Here is a 22,868-nt window from a genome sequence, read left to right as displayed (position 1 = left end):
TTCTATCTGCAAACTACGTCACACTCAATATTAAAGATCTTAGCCACCTTCAGGATGGTATCGATATGATGACCTACAGCAGCAGCCATGTGGTGGGTAGGACCAGCCTCGCTCCACTTGTTAACGAACTCGCGACAGCTCAGCGAGAACTTGGTGCGCATGTTGGTATCGCCGAAGGTAAAGATCTCACCATCTTCATTCACACCCTCAGCAACCACGAACTTGAATACGCCATTCTTGTCCTGTGTGATAGCCAGATAGGTAACAGGTCCCGTGGGAGGATAGAACTGGGTGAGGTATCCACCACCAGCCTTGCCGTGGAATACAGGCACAATCTTCATGGTTGGCTTCTTGGCCTGAGAGATATCAAAGTCGCCAGAGCCTGAGTGACCGATGATACAGATATCCTTGGGGAAGTCGATAGAGTACATCTCGGCCAGTGTGCCTGTACCAGAGATAGTCTTCAGAATCGACATGGCCATAGCCACCTTCATGTCACCCTCAACGGCACAAGCGGTATGCTGCTTGATGAGCATAGAGAAAGCAGGAATCAGCATCGAGTCGAGTTTGCCGGCAACACCCTGTGCAAAGCCATCGTAGTGCGAGGCAATCATACCCAGTTTTTCGTCCTTTACCCACTGTTCAAAGGCTACTACATATTTGGCCATATCCCAAACCTTCTCGATAGTACCACCACCCTCGATATCGAAGGTTGCCAGAATATCCTCAGCCTTGGCACGGATGGCAGCCTCGTCGGTAATATTGTCGGCAATAGCCCACATCTTCTCCCAATCGAACTGCTTGGTATAAACAAACATACGATGGTAGAGGTTGGTCTCGTCGATATAAAGGTCCATCATACCTGGATATGGACGACCAATCTGGGCGATGTTGGTATCGCGGAAACGACGACGTACCTGAGCAGCACGGCACCAGTCCTCGATCTCAGCCTGACAAGCAGGGTCGCCACCTTCAACCACGCCTGTAATCACAGCCGAACGCTTGCCGGCACGATTCAGGTCGGCCACCATCTCACCGATGGCACCGCAGGCATAAAGCTCGCCCAACCATGTGGGGATGTCGGTCTTGGCATAATCTGGAGCCAACTTCTTCTGCAGGTTCACAATCACTACAGGTACGTCGAGGTCGCGAACGGCAGGCAACATATTATAAGATGTACAATAGGTTAGCATCTGCAGGATAACCAGATCAACGTCGGCTGCACGGAACTTATCACCTGCTGCCATCGACTGCTCCTTGGTGGTTACCATACCGCCATCGATAATCTCGATGGTATCGGGCAGTGTTTTTTTGAATGCCTCATACTGAGCCTCAAACTCTGGAACGAGCTGAGGGAACTGTGGCAGGTAAGCCTGAAGGGCTATACTGAATACACCTACCTTTGCTTTAGTTTCAACTAATGGTTTTGCCATAATTCTGTTTGTTTTTTATTTATTATTCGTTATTCTCAAATATTTCTCGTAAGCCTCATCCCAAGCAGCCTTATCTGCTGGTTCATACTTCACCAGGTCGAGACTGTTAGCGATGATACGACGCATCTCCCAGATATCTTTTACCAATCCGGCAGCCTTAGCCTGCAACATGATGTTACCGATAGCGGTACCCTCCTGTGGACCAGCCAGTACGGTTGCACCGGTGGCATTGGCGGTAAACTGGTTCAGGTACGTGTTCAAGCTACCACCACCAATCACATGCAGCGTCTTTAATTCGAATGGGGCGAATTCCTGCAGCCACTGGAACACCTGCTTATAGCGCAGAGCCAGCGAGTCGAAAATACAACGGCAGATTTCGGCCGGTGTCTCGGGCACGGGCTGGTTGGTATCGCGACAATACTGCTGGATGGCACCAATCATTGATTTGGGCGATGCAAACAGCTGGTCATCGGGATTGATGAGCGAGCGGAAGGGCTCCACCTGCATAGCCGAACCTTGCAGTTCAGGATGCGATAATTTTCGAACCTCCTCAGGCCATTCCAAACGGCAGCGCTCATACAGCCACATACCACAGATATTCTTCAGGAAACGGGTGGTACCTTCTACGCCACCCTCGTTGGTAAAGTTGCGCTCGTAGCTCAAGTCGTTAATGATAGCATCCTTGGTTTCGATACCCATCAGGCTCCAGGTGCCACTGCTCAGGTAGGCAAACTGCTCGTTCTTGGCAGGCACGGCGGCCACAGCCGAACCTGTATCGTGACCAGCCACAGCTATCACGGGCACGGCGCCCAGTCCTGTCAGTTGCTGCACCTCTTCGGTCAGTACACCAATCTGGGTACCAGGCATCACCATCTTACCAAACTTTGAACGATCGAGTCCAATCGATGCCAACAGGCGCTCGTCGAGCTGCTTGGTGCGTGGATCGAGTAACTGCGAGGTAGATGCGATGGTATATTCGCACACAGCCTCGCCCGTCAGCATCCAACTCAGTGCATCGGGCACAAAAAGTATCTGCTTGGCGTGCTTCAGCGCGCTGTTATCCTCCTTGCGCATGGCGTAGAGTTGGAACAGCGAGTTAAAGAACATAAACTGTATGCCTGTTACATCGTACACCTCTTTCTTAGTGACGACGTTCTGCAGATAATCGTCCATCGCCTCGAAGGTGATAGGGTCGCGATAGGCACGCGGATTACGCAGGATAGCGTTATCCTCGCCAATAAACACAAAGTCAACACCCCACGTATCGATACCGATGCTCACGATATCCAGATGGCGGCGTGCCACCTCTTTCAGGCCCTTGATAATCTCGAAATACAGGGCGTAGATATCCCAGTAGTAATGACCGCCCTGCACAATCAGATTATTGGGGAAGCGAGTTACCTCTTCTAGTTCGAATTTATTATCGTTGATACAGCCGATGATGGTTCGACCGCTGGTAGCACCAAGGTCTACCGAAAAAAAGTATTTTTGATTATTCATATATCATATGTTGTAGTTGTTCTTTCGAAACGGGGTTCTTGGCAAAGGCCAGTGGCTTGCCGTCGATAGTAAAATCTACCAGCTCGTACTTATCCGATGTCTTCACGTCGTAAGGCGTCGGGGTGTCCACCTGAATGTTACGCATCACGATGTTGTTGCATCTCGACAGCGGCATATCCTCGCGCTGCTCGGGCTTAAAGAACTGTGTCCAAGGGTGGATAAACAAAAAGCGCTTGCAGTAGCCAGTGATGTTCTCAACCAGCACATACTCGTAGTGCTGCGGCGTGTCGGGGCGCATCTTTAACCACAGCACACGGTCGGCGCGCTCGGTGTAGCAGTTACGCAGAATCACGTTGCGGTCGTGCAGCGACTCCGAACCCAGTGTCAGACAGCCGTGTACTTTACCATAGTGACAGTTCTGAATCAGTATGCGCTCGCAATCGCCGTTGGTCTCGTCCTTGTCGGCCCAGGTTCCCTTACCACCTTTCAGCACCACGGCATCATCGTTCACATGCATATAACAGCCGTTGATGAGCACATCGGTGCAGGCATCGATATCGATGGCATCGCTCGATGGAGCTCCACGTGTGGGATCGGGCTCCCAGATATTCTCGGTGGGGGCATAGATGTAGCAATCCAGATAGCGCACGTGGTTGCTTTTGTACACATGGTTGGTCCAGAATGGCGAGTTAATGAGATGTACATCCTGAATGGTAACATTCTTCGAGTTCGACACATAAGTGAGTCGTGGGCGCTGCGCATCCTTGTTGGTACACTGGGGGTTCCACTTGCGACGAATCCAGAACTCCTGCCAGTAGTTCAGTCCGTTTCCATCGATGATGCCCTTACCACTGATGGTAAAACCATCCAGTCCGTCGGCATTCACCAAGGCACAGAAGTAGGTGCAGGTTTCGCCCTCGATACGGGTCTTAATATAAGGGAAATCGATGATGCGATCGGAGCCCTTCAATCGTCCAATTACATGCAGGTGCGTTCCTTGCTTAAAGAACAAGGCACCAGTAAGGAAAGTTCCCTCTGGGATTACCACCACGCCACCACCCTCTTGGGCCGCACGGTCGATGACAGCCTGGATGGCCTTGGTTTGCACCACGGTAGAATCGCGACGCACACCAAAGTCGGTAATCACATACTGCTTACCCAGCTTAGCCACATCTACTTTAGTAGTATCCTTAAACCACACATCCATCACGGTCTGGTCGGGCCAAACCTCAACGGCGGTTTTCTTCTTGGTTTTTGCAGCCCCCGTAGCAACCATTGCCACAGCAAGCAACAAGAGCACAATTTTTCTCATTTTTCAGTCGTTTGTTTTAATCGCCCACAAAATTACGGATTATTTCCGAATTAGCAGCGATACATATTGTACTAATTGCTATCTTATCGTACGGATTTAGTGATTTTTGGCGTACCGCACGCTTAATTTAACTTAGGTTTCAGTTCGTCGGGACTCTCTTTGGTAAACATATCCACTCTGGGTGCCTCGCGCTCAAACAGATGCTGTATCACCTCGGGGGTTACACGGATAGTTGGACAGAAATCAGCCGATGCCATGTAGCGCAGTATGCTGTAACGCAACTGTCGGGCCACAGGACGGTGGTCCAGATCGCGGGTAATGTCCATCGTAGTCATCAGCAGTCTTCCGTTCAGTACGCGGGCCTCTAACAGCATACCCAACTTACGGCTTACATGCCAGGTATCGATGGGCTGCACGATGGGCTGATAATCGGCAGGGAACTCGGCCATATTGATTACCTGCGCGCGATTGGTCAACTCCCACCAGTTCAGGTTCTGCCAATCATCCGTTGGGAAATAACTAAACACAGGATGGTTGCCCTGGATATAGGCACCGGTGGTGTGCGGCGGACGCATCTTAAACCACGATGTATTCCAAAATACAGGCAAGTACGTATGTTTCACATCGTTGCCATAACGTATTTTTCCTGCAGCCGTCAACAACACATCGCCACCATCTGCCAGCACCTTCAGCGCCTTCGCATCCAGGGTATCCGTTAATAATAAACTGTCACACTGTACACTGTCACATGGAATATGTTTGGGGTACACCCAGAAATCCCACTGGTTGGTATATTCTGTGCCATCGCCGTCAACCACATTGACTGCCAGTGTTAACTTGGTTGGAGTGGTGAATCCTTTCAAGTCGTATTTAATAACGCCCAACTCGATGTTCTTGCCTTCGGGCAATGACTTAGAGCATAGTTCAGCCATATCGGCCATACTATCGCCCAAAACTTCATAGGTACAAGATGCTTGTTGCAGCGTTTTACCTGAGGCATTATAAAGTTCTACAGGCACCTGCAGCATCTCGTCGTTAGTATACACAAACTTGGGGAATTTTGCCAATGGCACTACAGGTGAACAGAACTGCGTCCAATCCTCCTTGGTGCAATAGCCCTTCTCCAGCCAATGCACATTCAGAACGCCCACCAAGGCCGTTCCCTGACCCGAATAGTCGTTCAGACCTAACAGCTGGAAACCAGCATAATCCTTGGTACGCAGGTTGCGCTCTATCTCGTATTTATAACAGAGTGTCTGCAACCTTCCACTTGCCTGCAAGAAGTTCTCTGCCTGCTGAGCCATACCGTTGTCAGAAAGCAAATCGCGGAATATCTCAAAGTTCTTGGCTTTGTAGGCACCGGTGTATTGCGGTATCTCCTTGAAATCGGGGAAAGCGCACCACTGCCCCTGCTCGTGGGCAATGATGGGCGAGTTATTAGGCTCCTTACCTTTGTAATTTCTAGGATATTGTAGCTGCTGATAATAGTCGTCATCGCTATGGGGCGCATGTCGGTCCCAATCCAAACCACGGGCACCTGCCTTTACGTGGTACTCCGAACCATCGTCCCAAGCCCAACCGCCACCTACCGATGCACCGCAGTACAGTCGGGTTGGGTCGTAGGCTTTCATCTGCTGCACCCACTCGTTGGTGTAAGGCACCCAGTTACCCGCAGGCTCGTTGCCAGCCGCCATCATACAGAACGATGGGTGATGACCGTATTCGTCAATCATCCGTTTTCCCTCATCTATCAGGTACTGATCGATAGCCATACCACTGCGCAGTTTTACGCCATGGTTGGGCCACGACGGACCCTCGGGCTGCAGATATAGTCCCAATCTGTCGGCTACGGCAAAGGCAGCCTCGGGTGGACAGTAAGAATGGAATCGGATGTGATTGATGCCCCACGTCTTACACTGACCAAGTACACGCTCCCACGAGGCTTCATCCGTTGGCGGATAGCCCGTTTCGGGGAAACAGCAGTTGCCCACCGTACCACGCAGATACATGGGCCGGTTGTTTATCAGCATCTGGGCGCCATCCACGCGCAATTCACGCAATCCGAATGTTACGTTCACGGGCATGCCCTGATAGTTTACGGTGCGGGTGTATAGCTGCGGATGAAACTCATCCCAACGCACGGTATCTTTACCTAAAGGCAGGCGATAAGTGGTTTCGTTGATGGTGATAGCCACCATACCACTCGCGATATCGGGCACCACACGTTTACGCCAGATGTTCGGTCCCTGGCGCAACTCTATCTTACCCACGATACCATTCCAGTTGCCTTGCGTCTGGTCGGTCACACTGTGCGAATCCTGACCCACGCAAACATTTTCTATGCCGTTGTACACCTGGATGGTAAGCAGGTTGGGCTTGCCATATATAATATAAGGTGTAATATCGTACACATGGGGTGCCGAGAGCGACTGCAGGTGCCCTACCCTCTTACCATTCACCAATACCGTGGTCTCAATATGCGGACGCTCCAGATAAAGCATCACGGGCTTACCTTTCCAACGTTTTGGCACCATCACCGTACGTTCGTACCAGGCATTACCCACGTAATGCTTGTCGGGGGTTAGGAAGAATGGAAACTTCATCTGTCCAGCCTGACGATAGCGTGCCATGTAGGGGTTAAAGTAGAACGATGAATCGTAGAGCGAACTAGTCCACTTGGTGTTCACAGTTACCTCATCGCCCTTACCATTAGTCAGCATCGAGCCGGGCAATCGTACCACACCTGTTTCGCGTTCGCTACGGAACTTCCACTCGCCACTCAGGTCGATATGCTGCTGGGCCAGTGCGGGTAGCACCAGCATCAACAAGCAGCCCATTAACTTCAGCTTCATGTTAATCCAGATGGAATACCTCCTGCAGAGGTTTGGTTACAGGCGAGTTGTCGGGGTTCACATCCATAATGTCAGCCATCATGTCCCACCATTTCTGGGTGATAGGATCTACGTTGTCGGTATCCTGCGAGTTACCCTCGCCCGAGCACTCCTGATAGCCAAACAGAATATTGGTTTCTTTGTCCCAATAAATGCTGTAGTTGCTCACACCACCGTCCTTAATCATCTTCACCAGCTCTGGCCAGATGGCAGCATGCCTGCGCTCGTATTCTTTTTCGCAACCGGGTTTCAGTTGCATCTTAAATGCAAATCGTTTCATCGTTATTCAGTTGTTATTTCTTCTTTAAGTATTTTACTAATGCACTGTTGTTGGCACGCAAACCCTTAGCCACGCACTGGGCATTGGTCTTGGCACCAAGCAGCGATGTGTGGGTATGATCCTGCTTAAAGTATTTCCCGGCCTTAGCCTTGCTACCACATTTCTTGTCGTAGAAGTCGGCTGCCAGATTGTGCAGATCCACAAACTCTACACCCGTTTCTTTTACCACCTGACGGTACCAGGCGCCATACGAGTCGTTACGACGCTCAATCCTACCGTTCTCCCACTCGTTGCGTGGGGTGAGCGATATCAGGATGGGGGTGGCCCCCTTTTCGCGCACGTCCTGAATAAACTTCTTCAGATACCAACCAAACGAATAAACCACCTCGTAAGAGCCAACAATCGTATTCGATTTCAGCTTCTGGTCGATGATGTTCTGCTTGGCCAGATCTTCCTTAGCGGCCTTCATCTGATAAACGTGGCAGCTATCGTTGCCTGTGGCGATGGCTGCACGATATTTGGGCATATCGATAGCGCCTGTATCGTTATGACCGAACTGGATGAGCACGAAATCGCCTGGCTGCAGACTGTTATACACCTGCTCCCAACGGCCCTCGTTCAGGTAGGTACGACAACTGCGACCGGCCTTGGCTGCATTCACAATGCTGATTTTGTTTTCATCAAACACCGTATTTGCCACGGCGCCCCAGCCCCACATACCGTCCTTGTCCTTATCGGCATTCTTCACGGTACTATCGCCAGTAATGAATACCACGGGCTTGCCATCTGTACGATCCACCTGCCAGGTGTTCAGTTCCACGTTCTGCATCATCGCCTTCAGTGGGTTCAGCGCAGGGTTGTGGCTCGCCATCAGTCCCTCGGCAGCCGTACGAGCATTCATCATGGCACCAAAACGACTGGTGTGAATCTTATCCAAATAGAAGTGATAACTTGTTTTCCAAGGCCCATAGCTATCCAACTTACGGCCCGATATCTCGTTCAGGTCGATAAAGGGCACACCCTCTTCGGCAGCCACCTGCATCAGCCACTGGGTATGGGGCTTACGGATGATCTTGCCGTTCTCGTCGTAGGCATTACGCGGAGTGAGCGACATCAGGATAGGGTTACCACCTTGCGCACGTACATCATTAATATACTTACGCATATAGCCGCCATAGGTGTACACGGTCTCGTGCTCGCCCGTTTCCTTAATCACCACGTTCAGCGAGTCATCGCCCACACCGGGGATACTGGCACGCGCGCGGCCCTCGTCGTAGGGGCCGTTATCGTTGTGTCCGATACTGATAATCACCCAGTCGCCAGGACGGATAGCCTGCTTGATAGGTTGCCACAACTTGTTATAGAACGTACGACTACTCATACCGCCAAGTGCCTGATTCTCAACGGTTATCTTTTCTTGATCAAAGAATTCATGCGCATAGTAACCCCAGCCCCACTGTCCGTTGTTACCATTACCCAAGGTACCCGTGCGCATGGTAGAGTTACCTATCAGGAACAGCACAGGGTTGTTACCCTTTCTACTCGAACCGGGCACAGGACGTGCCGTCATCGCTTTGGCTATACTGTCAGGAGTATTATCCACCACCCCGTTCACATCTTTGGGAGCCTCGGCCACCTGTGCTTGTGCGCCCAGCGCGCAAGCCATCATACATATAGATAGTAGTTTCTTCATCTTACAACACATCATCAAACGGAGCTGCGCACACACACTTCAGGTTCTTCTCTAACTGCGCGGTTGAGCTGGCACCTACCAATACCGACGTTACACCCTTCTGGTGCAGCACCCACGCCAATGCCATCTCGGCCAGAGTCTCATCTCTACTGGTAGCTATCTCGTTATATCTCTTCAGCTTAGCCAGCAGTTCGGGTGTCAGCATCTCTTCCTTCAAGAACTTACCCTTCGACATGCGACTGTCGGCAGGCACACCATTCAGATAGCGGTCGGTCAGCAAGCCCTGCGCCAATGGCGAGAAAGCGATAAAGCCCACACCCTTCTCGGCACAGAAATCCAAAATGCCCGTTTCCATCGGCTTACGATCCAGCATGCTCAGTCGGCCCTGATAAATCAGCAGGGGCACGTCGTGTGCCTTCAGATATTCGTAGCCAAACTTCAGCGGCTCCAAAGGCCAGTTCGAGATACCCACGTAGAGTGCCTTACCCTGGCGAACGATATCCACCAGTGCCTGCAGCGTTTCCTCGAGCGGGGTCTCGGGGTCGTAACGGTGACTGTAGAACAAATCCACGTAATCTATCTTCATGCGTTTCAAGCTCTGGTCCAGACTCGCCATCAGATATTTGCGGCTGCCCCAGTTGCCGTAAGGTCCAGGCCACATATCGTAACCAGCCTTGCTCGATATAAACAGTTCATCGCGATAAGGACGGAAGTCCTCATCCATCAGGCGTCCCATTGTTTCTTCGGCCGAGCCGTAAACAGGACCGTAGTTGTTAGCCAAGTCGAAATGGGTGATACCATGATCAAAGGCATAGTGCGTTATCTCACGACTGCGCTCATAGGGGTCAACACTACCAAAGTTATGCCAGAATCCCAGACTCACTTTTGGCAGCAACACACCCGAGCGTCCGCAACGCTCAAACTCCATCCCATTATCGTAGCGGTTCTTATCCGCAAAGTAATTTTCCTTCATAGATAGTTAATGTTTTAGTATTTTTGCTGCAAAGATAGCTATTTTTATGGAATAGAAAATAGGATTATCGTCCATTTTTGTACAAAATTGTATGTTTTCGGATAGTTTTCGAACTATACAACTATGTTTATATCTAAATTTGCACCATGAATTCAACTAAAACGTTATGAACATGAGAAGGCTACTTATTTTTGTTACGCTACAGTTATCACTCATGGCATTGCATGCCGAGGTGGTTTGGTTTGACGGGCAACACCCGATAACCTATTGTGCTCCAAAGAAAACAGAATCTGTGGTGATGACAGCCCTCGATATGTGGAAAAGTGATATGTTGCAGGTGACAGGTATGACACCTGTAGCCTCAACCAAAGCAACCATAAAACTCGTCCACACCCCATCGTTGCCAGCCGATGGTTTTCGTATATACACTAATGGTAAACAGATTATCATCGAAGGCGGCAATGGGCGCGGCATGGCCTATGGGCTATTGGAATTATCTCGACTGGCAGGCGTATCGCCTTGGATATGGTGGGGCGATGTGGTGCCTGAAAAGAAGAATCGACTGGTGATGAATGATGATTTCGAAACCGAACAACACCCTAGCGTGGCATATCGTGGTATTTTCTTAAACGACGAGGACTGGAGTCTGCGCCTTTGGAGCCACAAGAACTTTGAGCCATCGGCAAAAAGCGAGATTGGTCCGAAGACTTATCGCAAGGTATTCGAGTTAATGCTTCGTCTGCGCGCCAACACCATCTGGCCCGCCATGCATCCTGGCACAACAGCCTTCTTCAAGATTCCTGGCGCTAAAGCTATCGCCGACTCGTGTGGTATGGTGATTGGCACATCGCATTGCGAACCATTACTACGCAATAATGTTGATGAGTGGAATACTGCAGAACGTGGTGCCTTTAACTACCGCACCAATCGCGAGCAAGTACACCAGTACTGGATAGAACGCCTGAAAGAGGTCAAGAAGTCAAAGGATAATATGTTTACCATCGGCATGCGCGGCATACACGACAGTTCGATGGAGGGCTACAAGACCGAACAGGAGAAATTTGACGGTCTGCAGCAGGTTATCAACGACCAGCAGGAACTACTGCGCCAACACGTAGGTAATCCAGCAAAACAAATGCAGGTTTTTGTGCCATACAAAGAGGTGCTACAATTATATGAAAAAGGATTACAGGTGCCCGACTACGTCACTTTGATGTGGTGCGACGACAACTATGGTTACATGACACGTCTGTCGAATGCCAAGGAGCAACAACGATCAGGCGGAGCGGGTGTATATTACCACCTAAGTTATTGGGGGCGTCCGCACGACTATCTTTGGCTCACAACCACCCAGCCTGGCCTTATCTATAACGAAATGCGTGAAGCCTATAATCACAACGTACGCAAACTATGGATAGTCAACGTACACGATCCCAAGGTAGCTGCCTACGATTTGGAGTTGTTCCTCGATTTAGCTTGGAACATCAACTGTGAAGATGGTCAAACACTCACCAAACACTTGGAGTCCTGGCTATGCCGACAGTTTGGCCAGGAAGCAGGTAAACGCCTACTACCTGTGATGCACGAGTTCTATCGCCTTTGTGGTGAGCGCCGACCAGAGTTTATGGGTTACACACAGGTAGAACTCGACAAAAAGAAATACCCCCGCGGACTCTCTGCTGTTGGCGATATTCCCCTTTCAGCTATCGAGGCAGCCCAGCGTCTGTCAGCATTCCAACACCTCAAGACCGAAATTATGGCCATTCGTATGCTCGTTCGTTCTGAATTAAACGATGCATTCTTTGCAGCTATCGAGTATCCTGTATCTGCAGCCGCAGCTATGAGCACCAAGATTCTAAGTGATTCCATAGAAAGCCATCGCGCTTACGAAGAGATACAAGCACTTACCAAGCGATACAACGAGATGAACGGTGGCAAGTGGCGCCATCTGATGGATGCCGCCCCACGCAAACTGCCGGTATTTGATAACGTACATGCCCAACTTACTGGTGCCGACCAACCTTGCATCATGATGCTTAAAGCCGCTGATTATCAATCAGCCTCCAATGGCACACGCATCATCCAGATGTTAGGGCATTCTATGAATGCAGTAGCCATGCCAAAGGATGGGTATATGACATACGACATTATGATTGAAGATGAGGGAGATTACATATTGCAAACAGCCCTCATCCCTACCCAACCAAACGATGATGGCGACTTGCGATTCTGCGTAAGCGTTGATGATAGACAATCTGTGGTCTATTCATTCAAAGAGCCTTTCCGTTCTGAACGATGGAAGCAGAATGTTTTGAGCGGACAAGCTGTACGCAATACGAAAGTACATCTGCATCAAGGGCATCACACCATTACGGTGCGTGCCCTCGATAACCATATTGTTTTCGATCAACTACGTATATTCAAATCATTCTAACTTATGATAAAAAAGGAAACGATACTATTTCTATTGATGATAGCAGGTCTGACAGCCCACGCACAGTCAGGCCTTAACAAGCAGCAGTTTGCCAAATACTGGAAAATAGAATCAGAAGCTGCCGACTACCAGTTACATTTCAAGGGCGACACTTGCGAGATACTATCCCCCAAGGGATTAACGCTTTGGCGCAAGGAAAAGATGACTATCGGTACAACGGTAGAATATGATGCCTGCGTGATGGATGAGGGGAAAGCCGGCGACCGTCTGAGCGATATGAACAGCTTCTGGATGGCATCCGACCCTCATGCCAACGACCTTTGGAAAAGAGCAACATGGCGAAGTGGCATTTTTACCCGCTGCTACTCATTACAGATGTACTACTTGGGCTATGGTGGCAACCATAACACCACTACCCGATTCCGTAGATACAATGGCGATGAGGCAGGTATTGATGATGCCGCCAAACGCCCTGCTATTTTAAAGGAATATACCGACAAGCAGCATCTTTTGAAACCCAATCATTGGTATCACATCAAGATAGAGAGTACCACTACTGGTCGCACCCGCTTTTATATCGATGGAGAGTGCATCGTGGATTACCTCGACCCACAACCTCTCCACGAAGGATGGTTTGGATTCCGCACTACCCTCTCGCGAACGCGGATCACACATTTCAAATCCTATCCCACACCAGCTTACTCATACGCCACCACAGGTGTGCCCTTGCATTGGATAGGACAAAAGCCCCAGGCTGCTATTCCTGTTAGCTTTGGTGTACCTTTTGCCCAAGGCGAGTTAAAGGACGTTTCGGCTTTGGCATTATCCAATAACACGCCCATTGATGCTTGGGTAAATGCCCGTTGGCCTGATGGTTCAATAAAGTGGGCTGGTGTTTCGGCTGTTATCCGCCAAGGCGAAAACTATACTATAGAATCTGGCAAGAAGCCACGTAAAAGCGGCCAAACGATGATAGCTTCAAACGATAACCAGCACATCGTAGTAAATACAGGCCGACTGATGGTTTCTATTCCTAAAAATGGCAACCATATCATCGATAGTCTATGCCTGGAGGGCAAGAAGATTGGTGGCGCTGCCAAACTGATAGCCACCACGAACGATGCCACATTCTGCTCACAATTAACAAAGGTTGGAGTTGAACGTACAGGAGCTGTCTGCACCGTCGTCAAATTAGAAGGTAAGCACGCATCGGCAAACAATCGTTCATGGTTACCCTTTACACTACGTCTATATTTCTATACTGGCAGTGAACAGGTTCACATGGTGCATACCTTTATTTACGACGGCGAGGCTGAGAAAGACATGATCCGTTCGATAGGTGTGCAGTTTGATGTACCCATGCGCGAGGCGACCTACAACCGTCATATCGCATTTGCCACCGAGAACGGTATCTGGACAGAACCTGTTCAGCCACTTGATGGACGTAGAATACTCACCATCAATGGCGACAAGAAGAGAAATCTGCAAGCCGAACAGATGGCTGGCATGAGAATTCCTGAGGCCGACGCATTCGATGCCAACAACGCTTTTCTACTCGACCACTGGGCACAATGGGATAGCTACCGTCTGTCGCAGCTAACCGATAATGCATGGTCAATCCGTAAACGAGCCACCGCCGAAAGCCCTTGGATAGGCACCCTTACTGGTAGTCGTGCCACAGGCTATGCTTTTGTTGGCGATGTGAGCGGCGGACTGGGTGTATGCCTGAAAGATTTCTGGCAGTCGTACCCCTCAACCATCCAAATCAACAAAGCCCGCAGCAGCGAAGCCGAACTTACCATGTGGCTATGGAGCCCCGAGGCCGAAACGATGAACCTGTGCCACTACGATACGATTGCCCATGACCTACAGGCCAGTTACGAAGATGTGCAGGCGGGTATGAGTACGCCCTACGGCATTGCCCGCACCAGCACAATCACACTGATGACCTACGATAGCTATCCTGGCAAAGAGACACTCAGCCAGTCGGCACAAGCCTTGGCTGCCAACTATCGTTTGCTCCCCACACCCGAATACCTGCACCAGAAGCGCGCCTTTGGCATATGGTCGCTACCAAAAGACACCACCGATAAGGTAGAACAGCGACTAGATAGTTACATCAAGGCTTATCTGGGATACATCGAACGATATAAATGGTATGGATTCTGGAACTATGGCGACATCATGCACACCTACGACGATGAGCGCCAGGAATGGCGATACGATGTAGGCGGCTTTGCCTGGGACAACACCGAGTTGGCCACACCCATGTGGCTTTGGTACAACTTCCTGCGCACAGGCCGACAGGATATCTGGCGCATGGCCGAAGCGATGACCCGCCATTGCAGCGAGGTAGATACCTACCACATCGGACCATTTGCGCCGCTGGGTAGCCGTCATAATGTCACCCACTGGGGCTGCGGCGCCAAAGAGGCCCGTATCAGTCAAGCAGCATTTAACCGTTTTTATTATTACTTGACTACCGATGAACGTACAGGCGACCTGATGCGCGAACAGAAAGATGCCGATACCTTACTGTACCATCTGGACCCCATGCGATTGGCCGAGCCTCGCAGTCAGTACCCTTGTAACGCGCCAGCCCGACTGCGTATCGGTCCCGACTGGTTAGCCTACGCAGGCAACTGGCTGACGGAGTGGGAACGCTTTGGCGACACCAAATATCGCGAAAAAATACTTACCGGTTTGCGCAGTATAGCCGAGTTGCCAGATGGTATTTTTACAGGCAATCTGGCCAAGGGCTACGATCCTGCCACAGGCCGAATTACCTACGATGGCGCCCCCAAAGTACGCAGCACCAACCACCTGATGACTATCATGGGCGGTTTCGAGGTGATGAACGAGTTACTACCGCTCACACGAGAGGAAAAATTCGCTCACACGTGGAAAGATTTTGCCCGCCGCTATAAACAGATGTCGCACGATATTCGTCACAGCAATTTCCCAGTACGCCGTTTGGAAGCATATGCAGCTTGGCAGGATAGAGATCCACAGCGTACGGCAACCGTATGGGAAGCCCTATGGAAACACGGCGATAGCACATCTAACACCAACGATGCAGCCCTTTGGAGCCTTGATGCCATCTACATGCAGGAAGTACTACAACATAACAAATAGCAAAACTAATAAAAAAAGGAAAAATGAAACTACGAACAACTCTTTGCGCCCTGTTGCTGTTAGGCTGTACATATACCCAGGCAACCGAGCGCACAAAACAGAATTTCAACAGCGGTTGGCGACTGACTGTTGGCGATGTGAAGGAGGCATCGAGGCCCAATTTCGACGATACACGTTGGACACGGGTTACCCTGCCCTATGCTTTTAATGGCGATGAGGCCTTTAAGAAAGACATTGTGAACCTGACCGACACCATCTGTTGGTATCGCAAAAGATTCAAGTTGGCGAATATTGCCAACAAGAAAGTGTTTATTGAGTTCGAAGGTGTGCGCCAAGGCGCCGATTTTTATCTGAACGGACAGCATCTTGGTTTTAGCGAGAATGGCGTGATGGCCTGTGGTTTCGATCTCACTCCTTACATCAAGGAAGGCAGCAACACCATTGCCGTACGTTGCGATAACAGCTGGACCTACCGTTCGCGCCAGTACGACAGTCGTTACCAATGGAACGACCGTAACTTTAATGCCAACTATGGCGGCATACCCAAGAACGTGTTCCTGCACATTACCGACAAGCTTTACCAGACCCTGCCGCTGTATAGCAATCTGGGCACCACAGGTACCTATATCTATGCTACCGATTTCGACATTCCAGGTCACAAGGCCACCATTCATGCCGAATCGCAGGTGCGCAACGAGGATAGTAAGCCCCGTAAGTTTACCTTCTTTGCCAAGGTGCTTGATATGGATGGCAAAGAGGTCGCCCTGTTTCAGGGCCCCCTTACCACCATACAGCCAGGCGAAACACGTACAGTAAAAATACAGCAGCCAGTAAGCGATCTGCATTTCTGGTCGTGGGGCTATGGATACCTCTATACCGTTCAAACCCTGTTGAAAGCCAAGGATGGATCGGAGATCGACCAGGTTACAACCCGTACCGGCTTCCGCAAAACCCGCTTTGCCGAAGGAAAGATTTGGTTGAACGACCGTGTATTGATGATGCACGGCTATGCCCAGCGCACCTCGAACGAATGGCCTGGTGTAGGTATCTCGGTTCCAGCCTGGTTGAGCGACTACTCTAACGATTTGATGGTAAAATCAAACGGCAACCTAGTGCGCTGGATGCACGTAACCCCTTGGAAACAGGATATCGAGTCGTGCGACCGTGTGGGTTTGATTCAGGCAATGCCCGCTGGCGATGCCGAGAAAGATGTGGAGGGTCCACGCTGGCAGCAGCGTACAGCCCTGATGCGCGATGCCATCATCTACAACCGCAACAACCCATCCATCCTGTTCTATGAGTGCGGCAACGAGAGCATCAGTCGCGAACATATGATTGAGATGAAGCAGATTCGCGATGCTTACGACCCCAACGGCGGACGTGCTATCGGCAGTCGCGAGATGCTGGATGTCAACGAAGCCGAATATGGTGGCGAGATGCTGTATATCAACAAGAGCAAGAAACACCCCATGTGGGCGATGGAATACTGTCGCGACGAGGGCTTGCGTAAGTATTGGGACGAGCAGAGCTATCCTTACCACAAGGAAGGCGACGGTCCGCTGTACCGTAATGCCCCTGCCCTTGACTACAACCACAACATGGATGCGTTTGCCATCGAGATGGTGCGCCGTTGGTACGACTACTACATGGAGCGCCCAGGTACAGGCACCCGTGTAAGCAGTGGTGGTGTGAAAATCGTATTCTCGGATACAAACACCCACCATCGCGGCGAGTCAAACTATCGCACCAGCGGTGTTACCGATGCCATGCGTATTCCCAAGGATGCCTACTATGTACACCAGGTAATGTGGAACGGCTGGGTGGAGCCTGAAAAGCAGCAGACCTACATCATTGGTCATTGGAACTACCCCGAAAACACCACCAAGAATGTGTATGTGGTTTCAACCGCCAACGATGTAGAGCTGTTCCTCAACGGCAAATCATTAGGTCACGGCAAGCAGAGCTACCGCTACCTTTACACCTTCGAGAACGTTACCTACGAGCCAGGCAAGCTTGAGGCTGTAGCAGCTGATGGCAGTCGCTACGCGTTAGAAACCGCAGGCCAGCCCTACCAGTTAAAGCTTACTGCCATCCAGAATCCTGAGGGCACGAAGGCCGATGGCGCCGATATGGCTCTGTTCGAAGTTGAGGTGGTAGATAAGCAGGGCCGCCGTTGCCCGCTGGCTAACCAGCTTGTTCATTTTGAGATGTGGGGCCAGGGCAAGTGGATTGGCGGTATTGCCACACGTAACAACAAGGATATGCAACGCCCCGACAAGAACCGTCCGGCAGGCCTGTTGGATGCCGCTGCCACCAAGAACGTTTCCGATAACTATGTAGGAGCCATGAATCTGCCCGTAGAGTGTGGCGTTAACCGTGTATTGGTTCGCACTACCACCACCGCAGGCAAGATTAACCTCTCGGCCTGGGCCGAAGGTCTGCAGCCTGCTTATATCGAGATAAATACTGAAAAGGTTGATGCCGAGAAGTATCTGCCACAGCTCACGCTGAAAGGTAGATTGGATCGTGGCGAGACACCACTTACCCCATCATATACCGAGCTGGCCCACGGCATCGATATCGTGTCGGCTAAGACAGGTTGCGACAACGAACATGCTGCCAACAGTTTCGATGATAACGAGCTGTCGGAGTGGAAAAACGATGGTCGCCTTTCAACCGCATGGATTACCTATCGCCTGGCCAAGAAGACCGTGGTAGATGATATCTGCCTGAAGCTTACTGGCTGGCGCATGCGTAGCTACCCACTCGAGATTTATGCTGGCAAGCAGCTCATCTGGAGTGGCGAAACACAGCGCAGTCTGGGCTATATCCACTTAAAGCCCACCAAGGCTGTAAAGACCAACCAGATTACCATCCGACTGAAAGGTGCTGGTAAGGATAAGGACGCCTTTGGTGGTATTGTTGAGGTGGCCGAGCCTGCTGCTGGCGAACTCGACCTGTATAAAGCCAAGAACGGCGGCGATACGAAAAACGAACTACGAATAGTAGAAATCGAATTCTTGGAAAACAATAAATAAAACAAAAAGAGAATTGATGGGCATTTAGCTCATCAATTTTCTTTTCTATACTTACTGGGCGCTACGCCATAATACTGTTTAAAACACTTGTTGAAGTACGACGCCTCAGGGAATCCCACCTTATAGGCTATCTCCGAGATATTCAGTTCGCCATCTGCCAACATGTCGGCTGCAATACGCATGCGCTCCGAAACCAACAGTTTGTTAGGCGACATACCTGTTAACTCTTTCACCTTACCATACAGTTTGGTACGTCCCATGTGCATCTGTTCGGCCATCATATCGATACTGAATTCAGAGTTACTGATATTCTGTGCCACAATGCTGTATACCTTATCCTGGAATCGCTTATCGGCCTGCGAAGTAATGATTGGCGATGCCGATGGTGCCGACGAAACCGATGAGGGGTCATCCGCGGTTTCGGTCTTTTCGACGGCTGGTGCCAAACGCATCTGCTCCTCTCTCCACTTAATCAGCTGTATGACGCGTGCCATCAAAATACGGTAATTACAAGGCTTTACCATATAGTCTTCGGCGCCAGCCTCATAGCCCTTAATCTGATGTTTCTCGTCGTCGAGCGCTGTCAGCATAATCACAGGTATCTGTTTCAAGGCATCGTTAGCCCTTATCTGCTTTACAATGTCGTAGCCATTGGTATCGGGCAGCATCACGTCGCATATCAGCAGCGATGGAGCCTCGTTCATCAAGCCCTCCAGACCGCTCTTACCATTGCTATAGCCTACCACATTAAAATACACGCCAACCTCGGTCTTAATCTGCTCAAGCATATCAAGGTCGTCTTCGATAATGGCGATAGTCTTATCGTTCAAGGCCTTGGGTAGCATCTCCTTAATCACCTCCTCGGCCTGAGTGTCGGTCTTTTCCTTCGTCTCAATCACCGTGGCCTGCTTGTAGTCGGCTGCGTCGTAAAGTGCCTCGTCGGTAGGCAGCGTCAGCTTAAACTTGGCGCCACCTAATCTGGCCGATGGCTCGTATGTCAGCGTACCTTTATGGGTTTGTGCCATCATATGGGCTGTATATAGACCGATACCCATTCCGCCCTGCGATGCGTAACCATGCATAAAGGGCTTAAACAGCTGCTTCATACGGTTGGCGTCGATACCAGGACCCGAGTCCTCAACCGTCAGCACGGCATTCCCGTCAAATACACCAAAGCGCACCTGCACGCTACCGCCCTGAGGCGTATATTTCACAGCGTTACTCAACAGGTTATAGGTGATGGTATCTACAATATGACGGTCGAAAACCATATCGTATTTCTTCTCCGATGGCATGAAAGTCATCTGCAGTTCCTTCTGCTGCGCCGCATTCCAGAAATCCTGGTAGATATCGCGCACAAAGCTAACCATATCGCCATTTTCTACCCCAAGGCGCAGATTGCCTGTGTTTATTTTTCTGAATTCCAGGAACAGGTTTACCAGCTTGCTCAGTCGCTTTACACCACGTTTAGCCGTTTGCATGGGCTTTCGCTGTCCGTCGCCTGTTGCTTCCAGTTTGTCAACCGCGCCACTGATAATGGCAATAGGCGTGCGGAACTCGTGTGCCACCTGCGTAAAAAAGTTGGTGCGGAATTCGGCCACCTTTTTCTCAACCATAATCTGCTGGCGCATTTTAAACTGCTCACGTTTCTGGCGGTAGAAGATGGCCACGCCCGTACCTATTATAATAAGGTATAGCATCCAGGCCCACCAGGTGTTGTACCAAGGTTCACGAATCACAATGGTCAGAATCGTTTCTTCGCCATCTTCGTTAGTTCGCAGGTGGAAGATGTATTTGCCAGGCAACAGATTACTGTATTCTACGCTATGCTGGGTGGTTTCTTCGCGCCATCCTTGGTCAACTCCCTCCAGATAGAACTGATACCTGGTACGTTCCGCGTGTGCATAATCAAAACACGAGAAGTGAATAATGAGCGAATTCTCATTGTGGGCAAACGATATCTCATCATCCATCATACGCATATCCTCGTACTGCTCATCATGGAATATCGATTTGCCGTTGACATCAATATCCGTAATAGCAGCCTTCTTGGCCTGTGTTTGTTTAAGGCGTTGGCTATTAGGTATCAGCGTAGTAATACCATCGTGCGTACCAAACAGTATCATGCCGTTATCATCAAGCGTCAGGGCACAACGGTCGGAGTAGATATTCCTGAGCAGCGTGCTGCCTACTTGATAGTTTACCACCTGTCGGGTCTTCATATCAATCATCGATATACCATCGTCGGTGGCAGCCCAAACATAGCCTAATCTATCCTCAGTCAGCGAGTGGATGTTATTACTGTTCAATCCCTGCTTGGTCGATACGGTTTCGAGCACAAAATCGCCCTCAGCATTGTAGGTCGTTTTAACCACACCTGTACCCTGACCTCCTATCAGAACCTGTCCGTTTTTAGATGGGAGAATACAGAAGATGCTGTTAGAAGGCAGCCCCTCTTTTACGCCGATATGCAGGAATGCCTCTTCCGAGATAGTCTTGGCCTTGGTATCTATCGCATACACACCATATTCGGTGGCTGCCCAAAGTATATCCTGCTTGTCGATAGCCAAATCGTAGATTCTGCTTTCCGAAGTGCTGCGTGTCAGAAAGTATGTTTCCTGTGTTTTCCCGTTCTTGCCAGGCTGCTGCATAATCAATCCCTTTTCCCAGGTAGCAAGCCAGGTGCGCCCACGCTTATCGGTCACACTGTCGAGCACAGTACTATTCGAAAAAGCCGATTCGGCATTAACGATGGTACTGGCTTTGGGGTTATACAGATACAAGTTTCGGCTCTGCGTTTCTAAGAGCACACGCCCATCCTGCGTTTTGGCCATTCGGGTAATATAGTTGGTCTTCATGCCCGGATGAAGCGGATCGGGCAACAGGTGTGCCGTATTTGGCTGGCGCGACTCAGTGAGGCATACGATACCAGCATCTTCCTGCCCAATCCAGATATTTCCACTACCATCCACATGTATATTAGTAAGGTAGTCGGTACCTATAATAGGATGCAGATCGCTGGCCGAATAATGTGTTATATCGCCGCCTTTAGGGTCGTACACAAACAAGCCGTTACCATACGTAGCTATATAGAATTTGCCAGTAGTCCCCATCACCGTCGAGAAGTTGCGTTTGCGGGTAATGGCAAAATCGTGTTCGTGTAGTAAAGGAAACTTTTTAGGCTGTCCTACAGCCGGAAAGAGTGTCAGCGTGCCATACTTATCGGCTACCCAAAAGTTACCACGGTCCTCGTCGAGCACAATACCGTACTCCATCTGGCAATCCTGTGGCTTTTCAAAGGTCAGCTTTTGGCAGTCCATAGCTATCACCGATGTACGCGTCATCATCAACCACTTGTTGTGCCATACGATGTTGCCGTTAACCCTACCCATGTTACCATACTCATTGGGCACACGCAACTCGCGCAGCAGTTTGCCTTGGTTATTAAATACCAACACACGTCCGTCTCTCGACAGCGCAAAAACCTTATCTTTCCAGTGGTTCAGCATCATAAAATCGCCGCTTTTCACCACTTTCTGCAGGTTGCCGTTTTTATCAGCCCTGAGCAGTCCGCTATCCGTCAGTATCCAGATATTGCCAGCACCATCGGCTTTAAGGCGCCTTACTTTCGATACAGGCAAACTGCCATCGGCCTGCGTATAATCCCTGCAGGTATATTTACCATCACGATAGGTAACATGGCGCATACCGGCATTAGCCTCGTACATCCATATACCACCCTCCTCCGGGTAAAATCGTTCAAATATCTTTTGCGCGTCGCACGTACCTGTATAATCTACAAACTGTTTTCGCCTTAAATCATAGCAGGCATAATTAAAGGTAGCCGAACGTAGCCACATCAGCTGGTTCTTCTCGTCGATATGTATGGTACCCACATTAGCGTTTGTGATGCCGCCACCAGTACCGATGGTAGGGAAAACCAGGAACGAGTAGCCGTCGTAACGGCACAATCCGTTCGAGGTTCCAAACCACAGATAACCATCGCGATCCTGAACCATATCATTCACTCTGTTCGTAGGCAGTCCGTCAATCGTTGTAACCACCTTGCTCGTCAGGCGTTTCTCGCCGTACGATTTTGATAGTAGCATCACGCACAACAATAGTGTCAGTGCAACTTTTAGTTTATTAGTCATAATCAGTAGTATAGTAAGCGAGCGC

At 50.1% G+C, this 22,868-nt stretch carries 11 protein-coding genes; 3 read left to right on the top strand and 8 right to left on the bottom strand.

Annotated features, from left to right (window positions below):
* Positions 1 to 2 precede the first annotated feature (2 nt).
* The 7 genes from BLU97_RS09940 to BLU97_RS09910 all read right to left on the bottom strand — a co-directional run bounded on the left by BLU97_RS09940 (position 3) and on the right by BLU97_RS09910 (position 10,082).
* The gene (locus tag BLU97_RS09940) at positions 3 to 1,433 is read right to left on the bottom strand and encodes an arabinose isomerase (protein WP_074761406.1); all 1,431 of its coding nucleotides are present in this window, start codon (positions 1,431 to 1,433) and stop codon (positions 3 to 5) included.
* A 15-nt stretch (positions 1,434 to 1,448) separates the two neighbouring features.
* Positions 1,449 to 2,933 carry a rhamnulokinase gene (locus BLU97_RS09935; protein ID WP_074761405.1) on the bottom strand — a complete coding sequence of 495 codons (1,485 nt, stop codon included), beginning with the start codon at positions 2,931 to 2,933 and terminating at the stop codon, positions 1,449 to 1,451.
* The gene (locus tag BLU97_RS09930) at positions 2,926 to 4,245 is read right to left on the bottom strand and encodes a glycoside hydrolase family 28 protein (RefSeq protein ID WP_074761404.1); all 1,320 of its coding nucleotides are present in this window, start codon (positions 4,243 to 4,245) and stop codon (positions 2,926 to 2,928) included. The genes BLU97_RS09935 and BLU97_RS09930 overlap by 8 nt, the downstream gene beginning before the upstream one ends.
* A 122-nt stretch (positions 4,246 to 4,367) precedes the next feature.
* On the bottom strand, positions 4,368 to 7,097 hold the full coding sequence (locus BLU97_RS09925; protein ID WP_074761403.1) for a sugar-binding domain-containing protein: 2,730 nt from the start codon (positions 7,095 to 7,097) through the stop codon (positions 4,368 to 4,370).
* A 1-nt stretch (position 7,098) separates the two neighbouring features.
* Positions 7,099 to 7,416 (bottom strand): L-rhamnose mutarotase, encoded by a 318-nt coding sequence (gene rhaM / locus BLU97_RS09920; RefSeq protein ID WP_033149893.1) that lies wholly within the window; start codon positions 7,414 to 7,416, stop codon positions 7,099 to 7,101.
* A 13-nt stretch (positions 7,417 to 7,429) separates the two neighbouring features.
* Entirely contained in the window at positions 7,430 to 9,109 is a 1,680-nt protein-coding gene (locus BLU97_RS09915) for a rhamnogalacturonan acetylesterase (RefSeq protein ID WP_139208985.1), read from the bottom strand.
* Position 9,110: 1 nt separating this feature from the next.
* Positions 9,111 to 10,082 (bottom strand): aldo/keto reductase, encoded by a 972-nt coding sequence (locus tag BLU97_RS09910; protein WP_074761401.1) that lies wholly within the window; start codon positions 10,080 to 10,082, stop codon positions 9,111 to 9,113.
* 166 nt (positions 10,083 to 10,248) lie between these two features.
* Between BLU97_RS09910 and BLU97_RS09905 the strand changes: the two genes are divergently transcribed.
* Genes BLU97_RS09905 through BLU97_RS09895 form a run of 3 tightly spaced genes read left to right on the top strand, consistent with a single transcriptional unit; the run spans position 10,249 to position 18,689 of the window.
* On the top strand, positions 10,249 to 12,516 hold the full coding sequence (locus BLU97_RS09905) for a glycosyl hydrolase 115 family protein (RefSeq protein WP_074761400.1): 2,268 nt from the start codon (positions 10,249 to 10,251) through the stop codon (positions 12,514 to 12,516).
* A gap of 3 nt (positions 12,517 to 12,519) precedes the next feature.
* The gene (locus BLU97_RS09900) at positions 12,520 to 15,651 is read left to right on the top strand and encodes a DUF6250 domain-containing protein (protein ID WP_074761399.1); all 3,132 of its coding nucleotides are present in this window, start codon (positions 12,520 to 12,522) and stop codon (positions 15,649 to 15,651) included.
* 23 nt (positions 15,652 to 15,674) lie between these two features.
* Entirely contained in the window at positions 15,675 to 18,689 is a 3,015-nt protein-coding gene (locus tag BLU97_RS09895) for a glycoside hydrolase family 2 protein (RefSeq protein WP_074761398.1), read from the top strand.
* Positions 18,690 to 18,721: 32 nt separating this feature from the next.
* On the opposite strand, the gene BLU97_RS09890 is transcribed toward BLU97_RS09895, so the two are convergent.
* Positions 18,722 to 22,843 (bottom strand): hybrid sensor histidine kinase/response regulator transcription factor, encoded by a 4,122-nt coding sequence (locus tag BLU97_RS09890; protein WP_074761397.1) that lies wholly within the window; start codon positions 22,841 to 22,843, stop codon positions 18,722 to 18,724.
* Between the last annotated feature and the right edge of the window lie 25 nt (positions 22,844 to 22,868).

Source organism: Xylanibacter ruminicola, from assembly GCF_900107775.1.
GTDB classification, from domain to species: Bacteria; Bacteroidota; Bacteroidia; order Bacteroidales; family Bacteroidaceae; genus Prevotella; species Prevotella ruminicola_C.
This window is presented reverse-complemented; position numbering and strand designations above follow the sequence as displayed.